Genomic DNA, 12,047 nt, shown 5'->3' with positions numbered 1-12,047 from the left:
CCTGCGGCGGAGGGCAGGAGGGTCCTTTCCACGGGGGCACGAGGGTCCTCCTTCAGCCGGAGGGGAAGGACGCGGCGAGCGCGCGGGCCCGGTCGGCGTCCTCGGGGAAGACCAGCACCTCCGCCCGGTGCGGGCCGGAGAATCGCACCGTCGAGCGGATCCCGGCGTCGGAGAGCACCGCGCGCAGCGCCAGCGCGGAGTCGCGCCGCGAGAGCGTCGCGACCCGGGTCAGCAGCCCGTCGTCCGCCGGCGGACGACGACGCTCGTCGGCGCCGAAAGCCCAGCGCAGGAAAAGCGCGAACCCGGCCACGACGGCGAACGCGATGACCGGGCCCGCCAGGTAGTGGGTGCCGGCCACCGGTGACATCGCCGTCCTCCTCCCGCGCGCCTGCGAGTGTGCCACCGTGAGTTCCGGAGGCGCCCTCGCTACTGGTGAGTAGCCCCCCTACACTCCGCTGGCATGCCGTTCCCGCACATGCCGGAGGAGCGCGACCGCCCCTGGGTCATGCGTACCTACGCCGGCCACTCCTCGCCGGCCGAGTCCAACGCGCTGTACCGGCGCAACCTCGCCAAGGGGCAGACCGGCCTCTCGGTCGCCTTCGATCTGCCGACGCAGACCGGCTACGACCCCGACGACGAACTGTCGGTCGGTGAGGTCGGCAAGGTCGGCGTGCCGGTCACCCACATCGGCGACATGCGCGCGCTCTTCGACGGCATCCCGCTCGACGAGATGAACACGTCGATGACGATCAACGCCACCGCGATGTGGCTGCTGGCGCTCTACCAGGCGGTCGCTGAGGAGCACGGTCACGACGTCGCCAAGCTCGCCGGGACGACGCAGAACGACATCATCAAGGAGTACCTGTCGCGCGGGACCTACGTGTTCCCGCCCGGGCCCTCGATGCGGCTGATCACCGACATGGTCGCCTACACGGTGTCGGCGATGCCGAAGTGGAACCCGATCAACATCTGCAGCTACCACCTGCAGGAGGCCGGGGCGACGCCGGTGCAGGAGATCGCCTACGCGATGAGCACCGCGATCGCCGTCCTGGACTCGGTGCGCGACTCCGGCCAGGTGCCGCAGGAGCGCTTCGGCGAGGTGGTCGCCCGCATGTCCTTCTTCGTCAACGCGGGCGTCCGGTTCGTCGAGGAGATGTGCAAGATGCGGGCGTTCACCCAGCTGTGGGACGAGCTGACGAGGGAGCGCTACGGCGTCCAGGACCCCAGGCACCGCCGCTTCCGCTACGGCGTGCAGGTCAACTCCCTGGGCCTGACCGAGGCGCAGCCGGAGAACAACGTGCAGCGGATCGTGCTGGAGATGCTCGCGGTCACGCTGTCCCGCGACGCCCGGGCCCGTGCCGTCCAGCTGCCGGCCTGGAACGAGGCGCTCGGGCTCCCGCGGCCGTGGGACCAGCAGTGGTCGCTGCGGCTGCAGCAGGTGCTGGCCTACGAGACCGACCTGCTCGAGTACGAGGACCTGTTCACCGGCTCGGTCGTCGTCGAGCAGAAGGTCGCGCAGCTGATGGAGGGCGCCCGCGAGGAGATCGCCCGGGTGCAGGAGATGGGCGGCGCGGTGGCCGCCGTCGAGTCCGGCTACATGAAGGGCCAGCTGGTCGCCTCGCTCGCCGAGCGGCGCCGCCGGATGGAGAGCGGGGACGACGTCGTCGTCGGCGTCAACCGGTTCGAGGGCACCGAGCCCAATCCGCTGCTGGCCGACCTCGACGCCGCCATCCAGGCGGTGGACCCGGCCGTGGAGAGCGCCGCCCAGGAGGCCGTCCGCACGTGGCGTGCCGAGCGCGACCCGGAGCCCGTCCGGCGGGCGCTGGATCGGCTGCGCGAGGTCGCCGGCACCGACGAGAACCTGATGGCGGCCACCCTCGAGTGCGCCCGCGCGGGCGTGACGACGGGGGAGTGGGCCGGCGTGCTGCGCGAGGTGTTCGGCGAGTACCGTGCGCCCACCGGCGTCGCCGCGGCCACCGGTGGTGGCGAGGCCGACCAGACGCTGACCGACGTCCGCGAGCGGGTGCGCGCGACGGGTGAGGAACTGGGTGGGCGGCTGCGCCTCCTGGTGGGCAAGCCCGGTCTGGACGGGCACTCCAACGGCGCCGAGCAGATCGCCGTCCGCGCGCGGGACGCCGGCTTCGAGGTCGTCTACCAGGGCATCCGGCTCACCCCGGCGCAGATCGTCTCGGCTGCGATCGAGGAGGACGTGCACGTCGTCGGTCTGTCGGTGCTCTCCGGCTCGCACCTGCAGGTGGTGCCGGCGGTGCTGCGCGGTCTGCGCGAGGCCGGGCTCGACGACGTCCCGGTGGTCGTCGGCGGGATCGTGCCCGACAGTGACGCCCGCCGGCTGCGCGAGCAGGGCGTGGCTCGGGTCTTCACGCCCAAGGACTTCGGGCTGACCGACATCATGGGCCACATCGTGGACGTCGTCCGCGAGGCCCACGACCTCGGCGAGAAGGTCCCCACGCCGGCCTGAGCGGAGTCGTGAGAGGACCCCCTCCTGGCTCCCCTCGCACCCTCGGGGAGGCCGAGGAGGGGGCCGCCGCGCCCGAACGACTCCGCTACAGCTCGACGACGGTGCCTTCCGTCGCGCTGCGGCGGGCGGCGTCGAGCACGGTGGCCGTGGCGACGGCGTCCCGCGGGTCGACCGGCACCGGCCCCTCCCCGCGGACGGCGGCGGCGAAGGCCGGGTAGAAGATGTCCCAGCGCCCGCGTTCGGTCGGCACCACGGTACCCTCGTCGTCGCGGCGTAGCCGGCCCCAGCGCTCCTCCGGCTCGGTGCCCCACCGCTCGCCCAGCGTGGCCGGCGTCTGCCCGGCCAGCAGCGCGGCCTCCTGGCCGTCCATCGGCCCGCCGACGACGTAGCCGCCCTCGGTGCCGCTGACCCGGAACCGGTCGCCGGGCGCGGCCTGGTCCCAGCTGCCCCACAGGGGGGAGCGGGCCCCGTCGGCGTGGGTGAGCGCCACGAAGACGTCGTCGTCCAGGCCGGAGTCGCGCAGCCGCCACTCGGCGTAGACGCTGGTCACCGGGCCCAGCAGGAGCAGTGCCTGGTCGACCAGGTGGCTGCCGAAGTCCAGCAGCGTGCCCCCGCCCGCGGCCGGCGGCCCGGGTTTGGGGGCGAACCGCTCGAACCGCGACTCGGTCCGGGTGACCGTGCCCAGCCGGCCGGCGTCGATCAGCGTCCGGACGGTGCGGAAGTCGGAGTCCCACCGGCGGTTCTGGTACGGCGCCAGGGGAAGACCCTGCGCGGCGGCGAGCTCCACCGTCCTCCGGGCGGGACGCGGCGTCGAGCGCGAACGGCTTGTCGCACACCACCGCCAGGCCCCGGTGCAGCGCCCGCTCGGTCAGCGCGGTGTGCGTGTCGGCGGGGGTGGAGATCGCCACCGCCTCGGCCCCGGCGTCGGCCAGGTCCTCGAGCGAGCCGAACGTGCGCAGCCGGGGATGCTCGGCGGCCACCTGCGCGCGCCGCTCGGCCGACGTCGTCACCACGCCGAGGAGGTCGACCCCGGGGGCGGCGGCCAACAGGGGGGCGTGGAAGTACCGGCCACCGAAGCCGTACCCCACCAGTCCGAAGCGCACGGGGTCCATGCCGGGCTCCGTTGCCCCCGGTCGCGCCTCGTGGTGTGGTCGGCGCATGACTGCACAAGGCGCCCCCCGGGTCGAGCGCGACGGCGACGTCGTCACTGTCACGATGTGCCGGCCGGCCCGGCGCAACGCACTGTCCCGCGAGCACCTCGGCCAGCTACTGGCCGCGGTGACCGAGGTAGGGGGGAGCGACGCGACCGGCCTCGTGCTCGCCGCGGAGGGTCCGGTGTTCAGCGCGGGCCACGACTTCGCCGACGTCGCCGGCCGGCCGGTGGCCGAGGTGCGCGGCCTGCTGCAGCTGTGCACCGAGCTGATGCAGACCCTCCAGGACGTCCCGCAGGTCGTGATCGCCCGGGTGCACGCCCTGGCCACCGCCGCCGGCTGCCAACTCGTGGCCTCCTGCGACCTGGCCGTCGCCGCCGAGTCGGCCGGCTTCGCCGCCCCCGGCGGGAAGGGCGGCTGGTTCTGCCACACGCCGATGGTGGCGATCGCCCGCAACGTCGGTCGCAAGCGGGCGATGGAGCTGGCACTGACCGGTGACGTCATCGACGCCGCCACCGCGCTGGACTGGGGCCTGGTCAACCGGGTGGTGCCCGACGCCGAGCTCGACGCGGCTGTGGCCGACCTCATGGGCCGGGCCACCCGCGGGTCGCGGGCGAGCAAGGCGTGGGGCAAGCAGACCATGTACGCCCAGCTCGACCGTCCGGAGCGCGATGCCTACACGACCGCGGTCGAGGTCATGGCCGCCGCCAGCCAGCTCCCCGGCGCCGTCGAGGGCATGGCCGCGTTCCTGGAGAAGCGCAAGCCGGTCTGGCCTGACTGATCAGCCCTGCGGAGATGCAGGGACCGGCCGGTTCGGTGGCGAAGTGGGTGCTGGCGAGCTGTCGCTCGGTGTGGCCAAGCAGTCGAACACCTCCTTCGCGAGATGCCCGGGGGTCTGTCCGCCCAGCGTGCGACGGGTGAGGACGCCGGCCTGTCCACGACGACGGCGAAATCGAGCGCCCACTCCCCGAGTGCGACTGAGGGACCTATGCAGTCGCCTTCGGGAATCGATCGAGGTGGCTGCGCAGATTGCGCTGGTCGAGCGGGCCGGGATGCCCCCGAACGACGCCAAGCTGCTCGGGCCGGGGCGCAGCTCGGTGGACCGCCCGGCCGACCCAGCCTGCGGACGGTCTACCGCCTGGCGGAAGCCCTGGGCGTGGCCCCCGACTACGGCATCCGGTGCCGCGACGCGCGTGCCTGAGACCCGGCGTCCCCGCGCGGAGACACCCCCTCATTCCTCGAGCAGGTCGGCGCAGCCGGACTCGTGCGGCAGCAGCGGGCGCAGCGTCACCGACCAGCGCTGGCCGTCCTCGCTGACCCACGGCGTCAGCATCGTCGCCGACTCGGCCGCTTCCAGCACGGCCTCCGCGGCCTCGCCACGGGCGGTCACGCAGAAGAGCCCGAGGCCCTCCGCCAGCGGCTCGCCGGGCAGCGGCGGACCGGGCCAGGCCACCTCGGGGGAGGCGGCGACCTCACCCTCGGGCTCGGTCCACTCGGTGACCAGGGCGGCCACCGCCTCGGGAACGTACGGCTCGGCGTCGGACACCGCCTCCGGGCCGAGCAGCTGGGCCGGCGAGCTGAGCAGCTCGACCAGCTCCTGGAGTTCTGCCCGGACGGCCTGCTGCTCGGGGGTCAGCCCGTCGGCCGGACCCGGGCCGGGGTCGGGCGCGGGCTCGGTACCGGGCGCGGGCGCCGGCTCCCGCACGGGCAGGGTGGATCCCAGGGCGTACACCTCGAGCACCTCGGTGCCCTCCGCGGTGACGACGGAGAACCGGGTCGAGGTCGCGTCCGCGATCGGCGGGCGGCCGAGGTCGAGATCCTCGCCGACCCCGGCGGCCAGTGCCCGCTCGATCAGCTCCTGCACCGCCTCCGGCGGGATCTGCTGTACCTGGAGATTGGGCAGCGCCGGAGCCGGATAGATCGCGATCTGCGGTCCTTGGGTGATCACGCGCCCATCGGAGTAGACGCTCACCACGGGCAGCCGGGCGGCCAGCATCTCCGGCGTCACGAAGCCGCCGACGTGCTCGACCTGCAGCACCAGCCGGCCCGGGCCGCCCGGGACAGGCGTCGGCCGGGAGACGGCCTCCCCGGTGCCCTCGGTGCCCCCGGTGGCCCCGGCGCAGCCGGCCAGCAGCACGAGCAGGGCCAGGACGGCGGCAACCGGGATTCGTCTCATTGCGCCAGGATGCCCTCCCCTGGCGGCCGTCCCGTGTCCACCGGCGCATCGTTGCCGGTTCGGTACCGTCGGACCCCGTGCGCCTGGTCATCGCCCGCTGCTCGGTCGACTACGTCGGGCGGCTGACCGCCCACCTGCCGATGGCCCCGCGGCTGCTCCTGGTCAAGGCCGACGGCTCGGTCTCGGTGCACGCCGACGACCGCGCGTACAAGCCGCTCAACTGGATGACTCCGCCCTGCACGTTCCAGGACGAGCTGACCGACGGCGCGGGCACCTGGACGGTCACCAACAAGGCCGGTGAGCAGCTGATCATCACCATCGAGTCGGTCGAGCACGACAGCTCGCACGAGCTCGGCGTCGACCCGGGCCTGCAGAAGGACGGCGTCGAGGCCGAGCTGCAGCGGCTGCTCGCCCTGCACGTGGAGAACTTCGGAACCGGCTGGTCCCTGGTCCGCCGCGAGTACCCGACCGCCATCGGCCCGGTGGACCTGCTCTGTCGTGACGCCACCGGGACGACGGTCGCCGTCGAGATCAAGCGTCGCGGCGAGATCGACGGCCCGATGGACGGGGAACGCACCGCCTTGCCGCCCGCCCGTCACGTGGCTGTTGAGGTCAAGCGGCGAGCCACCATGGAGTCGGTCGAGCAACTGACCCGGTATCTGACCTATCTGAACCGCGACCCGCTCCTCGCGCCCGTGCGAGGAATGCTGGCGGCTCAGGAGTGCACTCCGCAGGCCAGGACGGAGGCGGAAGACAGGGGCATCGAAGTGCGCATCGTGGACTACGACGAGCTGCGTGGCTTGGCCGACCCCTCCATGCGGCTGTTCTAAGGGCGCTCCTGCCGAACGATGTGCGCCGAGTGCCAGTTCCGGGCCGTGAAACTGGCACTCAGCGCACACCATCACGGTCGGTCGGCCACCCAGGCCAACGCTGACGGCCCGCGGCACTAGGAACTCGGGGGCTCCTCGAGCTCCTGTGTCCCGCGGTCGGTCGTCAGCGGAAGCTCAGCCGGAGAGGCTTCTTCGACGACTCCCCAGTACATCTCGCGTTCGAAGTCCGATGTCCCCCCCCCGGCTCGCGCTCGGCATGGTCACAGAGCCGGTTACCCCGCACCGAGACGGCTCGGCCTACGGATCACAGAGTTGTCAAGCGGTGCATCCTGGTTCGACGGCGTCGAGCAGCTGACCGCTACCTGGAGCTGCTCGACCGCGACCCGCTGCTCGCCCCGGTCCGCGGGGACTTCGCCGCCCAGGAGATCGAGTCGCAGGCGCGGGTGCTGGCCGGGGACCGCGGCATCGACTGTCTCACCGTCGACTACGTCGTCCTCGAGGGCACCGACGACCCCTCACAGCGCCTGTTCTGACCCGGCGGAGTCGTTCGAGCGCGACAACCGTCACCGAGCGACTCCGCACGTGGTGGCAATGAGAGACTGCTCGGGGTTCCGGACGGTGGAGGAGATGGCAGCGTGGCCAGAGAACTGACCGAGGTCGGCGTGGTGGGGCTGGGCACCATGGGTGCCGGCATCGCCGAGGTGCTCGCCCGGGCGGGCCTGTCGGTGACCGCCGTGGACGTCGACGAGGCGGCCGTCGCCCGTGGCCGGGGGCACATCGAGCAGTCCACCGAGCGGGCGCTGCGCCGCGGCAAGCTCGACGCCGCCGAGCGCGACGCGATCCTCGACCGGATCCGCTTCGGCACCTCGCTGGACGAGCTCGCCCAGGCCGAGCTCGTCGTGGAGGCCGTCCCCGAGCGGATGGAGCTCAAGCGCGAGATCTTCGCCGCGCTGGACAAGCTCTGCCCGCCGGACACCATCCTGGCCACCAACACCTCGAGCCTGTCGGTCACCGAGATCTCGGTGGCGACCGGGCGGCCGAGCAAGGTCATCGGCATGCACTTCTTCAACCCGGCGCCGGTCATGAAGCTGGTGGAGGTCGTGCGCACCGTCGTCACCGAGCCGCCGGTCATCGAGGACGTCGAGGCGCTGGCCGAGCGGCTGGGCAAGGTCGACGTCACCATCGGCGACAAGGCCGGCTTCATCGCCAACGCGCTGCTGTTCGGCTACCTCAACCACGCGGTCTCCATGTACGAGAACCGGTACGCCAGCCGCGAGGACATCGACGCCGCCATGCGGCTGGGCTGCGGCCTGCCGATGGGCCCGCTGGCGCTGATGGACCTCATCGGGCTCGACACCGCTTACGAGATCCTCGACACGATGTACAAGCAGTCGCGCAACCGGCTGCACGCGCCCAGCCCGATCATCAAGCAGATGATGACCGCGGGCCTGCTGGGCCGGAAGTCCGGCCGCGGCTTCTACACCTACGCCGGCCGCGACTCAGCCGAGGTGGTGCCCGACGCGCAGACCCCGGCCGCGGGCGGAGCCGCCGAGGGGGCCCGGGAGGTGCGCACGGTCGGCGTCGTCGGCTCGGGGACGATGGCCACCGGGATCATCGAGGTCGTCGCCAAGGGCGGCTACGACGTCCGCTTCGTCGCCCGGTCGCCGGAGAAGGTCGAGGCGGTGCACAAGGCGCTGACGAGGTCGCTGGAGAAGCAGGTGCAGCGCGGCCGGCTCGACGAGTCGGCCCGCGACGAGGTCCTGGCCCGGGTCAGCGGGACGACGTCGCTGGACGACCTCGCCGACCGGGACCTGGTCATCGAGGCCGTCGTCGAGTCGCTGCCGGTCAAGGAGGCGCTGTTCAGCAACCTCGGGGAGATCGCCAAGCCCGGGGCGGTGCTGGCCACGACGACCTCGAGCCTGCCGGTCATCGAGTGCGCCAAGGCCAGCGGCCGGCCGGCCGACGTCGTCGGCATGCACTTCTTCAACCCGGCACAGGTCATGAAGCTGGTCGAGGTCGTCGCCACGATCTCCACCGCGCCGGACGTGGCGGCCACCGCGCACGCGGTCAGCGCCCGGCTCGGCAAGCACGCCGTCTCGTGCACCGACCGGGCGGGCTTCATCGTCAACGCGCTGCTGTTCCCGTACCTCAACGACGCGGTGAAGATGCTCGAGGCGCACTACGCGACCGCCGACGACATCGACGCGGCCATGAAGGTCGGCTGCGGTTACCCGATGGGCCCGTTCGAGCTGCTCGACGTCGTCGGCCTCGACGTGTCGCTGGCCATCGAGCAGGAGCTCTACACCGAGTTCCGCGAGCCCGGTTTCGCCCCGGCCCCGCTGCTGGAGCACCTGGTCACCGCGGGCTACCTGGGGCGCAAGACCGGCCGCGGCTTCCGGGACCACGCGAGCCGCTGAACCGGTGCCCCGCCGGAGTGGACGCAACGGGTCGCGGCCGGGCGACCGCGACCCGTTCCGTCGTCCCGACCCGGTGGAGGAGGCGGCGGACGGCGACTGGGTGGTCCGCCGCCTCACGGGCGCGGCGAGCGGCAAGACCTACCGCTGCCCGGGGTGCGACCAGGAGATCCACCCGGGGACGCCGCACCTGGTGACCTGGCCGGCCTACGTGCGGGACTCCGACCTCGACCCCTGGGACACCGAGTCGGCCGCCGACCGGCGTCGGCACTGGCACGCCGCCTGCTGGCAGGCCCGGGGGCGCCGGCGCTGAAAGAGGACCACTCCTCCCCTCCGCGCCCCGTAGGAGGAGCGTCCTTCCCGTCCTTTGTCAGAGGACCCATCCTCCTCACCGCTCGCGAGCTCGCGGCGAGCCTCTGGACGGGGCCGGCCCTGGACGGAGCCTGGCATCACGTCAGTCGGGCGAACACGACGACGTTGTCCTCGTAGCTGCGTGCCGACCGGTCGAAGTCGCCGCCGCAGGTGATCAGCCGCAGCTCCGCGCGCGGGGTGGGCCCGTAGACCGCCTCGGTCGGGAAGTCCGACTTGGGGTACCGGTCGACGGAGGTGACCGCGAAGCGTGCCGTCGTCCCGTCCTCGCGGTCGACCAGGACCTCGTCGCCGGCAGCGAGGTCGCCGAGGCGGAAGAAGACGGCCGCCCCGTCGGTCGAGTCCACGTGCCCTGCGATCACCGCCGGACCGACGTCGCCCGGGGCGGTACCGGCGGCGAACCAGCCGGCCCGGGCGAAGTCCGCCGGTGGCACCAGCGCCCCGATGGCGTCCGTGCCGAGCCGGACCAGCGTGCTGTCCACCCCGATGGCCGGCGCCCGCACGCGGACCGGCGGCGCCGCCGTACGCTCCGTGCCGCGCTCGGCGACCACCGGGACCGGCGCGCCGGCCACCGCTCCGGCCGGCGACGTGGCGGAGGTGACCAGCGCCACCAAGCCGGCGATGAGCACGGTGGCCGCGAACAGCCCCCGCAGGAGCGGCCGTGCCGGCCGCCGCGGCCTGCGGTGCCGGCTCACCGGCGATACCCCATGCGCAGGGCCTCAGGACCGGGCGGCGTGCCGGGCGGGACCGCGCCGCGACCGCCGGACCAGGGCCAGTCCGGTTCCGGCGAGCACGGTGAGGCCGACGGCACCGCCGACGACGGCCGCGTCCAGCTCCCCGGCCGCCGTGCCGCCGGCCCCGGTCTCCACCCCACCCGTCGGCACCACGCCGGAGCCGGCGGCGTCGAGGACGGTGCGCACGGTCAGCCCGCCCTCGGGCCGGTCGAGGACGAACAGGCTGTACACCGAGCCCGCGGCGAGGTCGAGCGGCAGCTCGGTGGGTGCGCCGTCCACGGTCAGCTGCAGCTGCGTGACGTCGCCAGGCACGATCGCGTACTCGCCGGCCTCTGCGAAGGCCAGGTCGGTGGCCAGGGCGGTGCCGCCGGCGGAGGCGTCCAGCGTCGGCGCCGTGGCGGCGGCGGCCACCACCCGCACCCGCGCCTGCCCGGACGGCGGGAGCGTGAGGTCGTCCTCGAGCACCTCCAGACCCAGGTCGGCGAAGCGGCCCACCCCGGCGACGGTGCGTGCACTGTCGGCGCCGATCTCGACGGTGGTGGAGAGGGCCGGCGGGGTGGACGGGTCGGCGCCGGCCTGCCGCATGCTCACCGTGTACACGCCCGGCGGCACGGTCTGGTAGTCCGAGATGGTCCCGTAGCTGACGCCGGGAACGGTGAGCAGCGCCGTCCCGTCTCCGGGGTCGGCGACCGAGTCGACGTACACGTCCACCGCCGGGGTGTCCGGGGAGAGGTGCGCCAGGCGCAGCAGGCCACCGTCGGCAGCGCCGGCCCCGGCGGGGGCGACGAGCACCAGGCCGACGCTCAGCGCGGCGACGGACAGCACACGGGTCAACCGGTCCACGGTTCCTCCAGGAGGCTCGGGTGCGGACCGGCGCCCGGTCCTGGGTCCATTCGCGCACTCCGCACGGCTCCTGTCCAACGGAGCGTCATGGGGAGACCTCGGCGACGAGCGCGTCGGGGTCGGATGCGTAGCGGTACGACAGCAGGACCCCGTCGCCGGTCACCTCGACGTGGTCGGGGGCGAAGGGCGGGAGCTGCGCCTCCAGCCAGGTCCGCAGCGGCGCGGTCGCCGGCTCTCCCGTCCCGACCGGGGCGCTCCCGACGGCGTCGAGCAGCACACTGCGCGCCGGGCCCTCGTCCCCCTCGGTGCGTGGGAAGGCGGCCACCCCGATGCCCTCCCGGGCGGTGAGGACCGCGAGCAGGGACAGCAGCCGCATGTCGACGTCGGCCGACCGGAGCACCGCGGCGGCCTCCTCCGGTGCGCGCGTCGTGGGGTTGGCCAGCACCGCCTCCGCCAGCGTCCGCCGCCGGTCGAGCTGCTCGGCCGTCGGGATGCCGGGGGAGGGGTCGGCGACGGTGAGACCGCCGAAGCGGGCGAGCACCCGGCTCCGGGCCGTCGGCTCGCCGTCGGTGACCGTGAGGACGAGGTCGCCCGGTCCGGTCGGCCGGTCGGTCGCCAGCAGGTCGTCGGGGGCGCCGGCCGCGAGGAGGTCGTCGCGTACGCCCGCTTCGGCGCGCAGCCGCGAGTCGACCGGCAGTTCGCGCTCGGCCCAGTCCAGGAGCGCCGCCGCGGGAGGAGCGGGGGCCACGGGGTCGGTACCGGCAGAGGGGTCGGTGTCCGGAGGAGCGGCCGTCGGCGTCCCCGCGGTGGGCGGCGTGGTGACCTCGCGGGTGGGCTCTCCGCCGTCGGCGGTGGACCGGTCCGCCCGGTCCCGCCCGAGGAACAGGGCGACGGCGGCCGCGGTCAGCACCGCCACGAGAGCGACCGCGACGACCACGTGGCCCTGCCGGCTGCCCAGGACCGCGCCGAGCCGCCCCTCGGCCCGGTGCCGGGGACGGTGCCGGGTATGGCGGGTCGGCACCGCGCCTCCTCCCCGGCGTCCGTGTGCGGA

General features: G+C 73.8%; 11 protein-coding genes and 2 pseudogenes. 6 read left to right on the top strand and 7 right to left on the bottom strand.

Annotation, left to right across the window (positions count from 1 at the left end):
- Window positions 1-52 precede the first annotated feature (52 nt).
- On the bottom strand, window positions 53-367 hold the full coding sequence (locus E4P41_RS05275; RefSeq protein WP_135139877.1) for a hypothetical protein: 315 nt from the start codon (window positions 365-367) through the stop codon (window positions 53-55).
- A 93-nt stretch (window positions 368-460) separates the two neighbouring features.
- Here E4P41_RS05275 and E4P41_RS05270 point away from each other — a divergent pair, with 93 nt between their 5' ends.
- Window positions 461-2,479 (top strand): protein meaA, encoded by a 2,019-nt coding sequence (locus tag E4P41_RS05270; protein WP_135139876.1) that lies wholly within the window; start codon window positions 461-463, stop codon window positions 2,477-2,479.
- 85 nt (window positions 2,480-2,564) lie between these two features.
- Here E4P41_RS05270 and E4P41_RS05265 read toward each other — a convergent pair whose 3' ends face one another.
- On the bottom strand, window positions 2,565-3,266 hold the full coding sequence (locus E4P41_RS05265; protein ID WP_245177123.1) for a Gfo/Idh/MocA family oxidoreductase: 702 nt from the start codon (window positions 3,264-3,266) through the stop codon (window positions 2,565-2,567).
- Window positions 3,267-3,342: 76 nt separating this feature from the next.
- Window positions 3,343-3,591, bottom strand: a pseudogene (locus E4P41_RS23035) (Gfo/Idh/MocA family oxidoreductase); the annotation flags it as partial.
- 46 nt (window positions 3,592-3,637) lie between these two features.
- Here E4P41_RS23035 and E4P41_RS05260 point away from each other — a divergent pair.
- Window positions 3,638-4,411 (top strand): enoyl-CoA hydratase-related protein, encoded by a 774-nt coding sequence (locus E4P41_RS05260; protein WP_135139875.1) that lies wholly within the window; start codon window positions 3,638-3,640, stop codon window positions 4,409-4,411.
- Window positions 4,412-4,861: 450 nt separating this feature from the next.
- Here E4P41_RS05260 and E4P41_RS05255 read toward each other — a convergent pair whose 3' ends face one another.
- Window positions 4,862-5,806: a hypothetical protein gene (locus tag E4P41_RS05255; RefSeq protein ID WP_135139874.1), complete on the bottom strand. Its 945-nt coding sequence runs from the start codon at window positions 5,804-5,806 to the stop codon at window positions 4,862-4,864.
- A 77-nt stretch (window positions 5,807-5,883) separates the two neighbouring features.
- On the opposite strand from E4P41_RS05255, the gene nucS reads away from it, so the two are divergent.
- The 4 genes and pseudogenes from nucS to E4P41_RS05235 all read left to right on the top strand — a co-directional run bounded on the left by nucS (window position 5,884) and on the right by E4P41_RS05235 (window position 9,363).
- Window positions 5,884-6,636 (top strand): endonuclease NucS, encoded by a 753-nt coding sequence (gene nucS / locus E4P41_RS05250; RefSeq protein ID WP_135139873.1) that lies wholly within the window; start codon window positions 5,884-5,886, stop codon window positions 6,634-6,636.
- Between the two features lie 356 nt (window positions 6,637-6,992).
- Window positions 6,993-7,169 (top strand): annotated as a pseudogene (locus tag E4P41_RS23570) (endonuclease NucS domain-containing protein); the annotation flags it as partial.
- Window positions 7,170-7,271: 102 nt separating this feature from the next.
- Complete coding sequence (locus E4P41_RS05240; RefSeq protein ID WP_135139872.1) at window positions 7,272-9,053, top strand: 3-hydroxybutyryl-CoA dehydrogenase; 1,782 nt, start codon at window positions 7,272-7,274, stop codon at window positions 9,051-9,053.
- Window positions 9,054-9,057: 4 nt separating this feature from the next.
- Window positions 9,058-9,363 (top strand): hypothetical protein, encoded by a 306-nt coding sequence (locus E4P41_RS05235; RefSeq protein WP_245177122.1) that lies wholly within the window; start codon window positions 9,058-9,060, stop codon window positions 9,361-9,363.
- 136 nt (window positions 9,364-9,499) lie between these two features.
- Here E4P41_RS05235 and E4P41_RS05230 read toward each other — a convergent pair whose 3' ends face one another.
- From E4P41_RS05230 to E4P41_RS05220, 3 genes are all read right to left on the bottom strand, one after another.
- Window positions 9,500-10,114 (bottom strand): class F sortase, encoded by a 615-nt coding sequence (locus E4P41_RS05230; RefSeq protein WP_135139871.1) that lies wholly within the window; start codon window positions 10,112-10,114, stop codon window positions 9,500-9,502.
- A 24-nt stretch (window positions 10,115-10,138) separates the two neighbouring features.
- On the bottom strand, window positions 10,139-10,996 hold the full coding sequence (locus tag E4P41_RS05225) for a DUF4397 domain-containing protein (protein ID WP_245177121.1): 858 nt from the start codon (window positions 10,994-10,996) through the stop codon (window positions 10,139-10,141).
- A gap of 85 nt (window positions 10,997-11,081) precedes the next feature.
- Window positions 11,082-12,017: a hypothetical protein gene (locus E4P41_RS05220; RefSeq protein WP_135139870.1), complete on the bottom strand. Its 936-nt coding sequence runs from the start codon at window positions 12,015-12,017 to the stop codon at window positions 11,082-11,084.
- Window positions 12,018-12,047 lie beyond the last annotated feature (30 nt).

The organism is Geodermatophilus sp. DF01-2 (assembly GCF_004571065.1).
Lineage (GTDB): Bacteria > Actinomycetota > Actinomycetes > Mycobacteriales > Geodermatophilaceae > Geodermatophilus.
The sequence above is the reverse complement of the archived record's forward strand: the minus strand, read 5'-3'. Positions and strand labels throughout refer to the sequence as shown.

Bases quoted from the DNA above. Each gene is read 5' to 3' on its own strand.
- E4P41_RS05260 (WP_135139875.1), top strand. From the start codon at position 3,638: ATGACTGCACAAGGCGCCCCCCGGGTCGAGCGCGACGGCGACGTCGTC.
- E4P41_RS05255 (WP_135139874.1), bottom strand. From the start codon at position 5,806: ATGAGACGAATCCCGGTTGCCGCCGTCCTGGCCCTGCTCGTGCTGCTG.
- E4P41_RS05270 (WP_135139876.1), top strand. From the start codon at position 461: ATGCCGTTCCCGCACATGCCGGAGGAGCGCGACCGCCCCTGGGTCATG.
- E4P41_RS05275 (WP_135139877.1), bottom strand. From the start codon at position 367: ATGTCACCGGTGGCCGGCACCCACTACCTGGCGGGCCCGGTCATCGCG.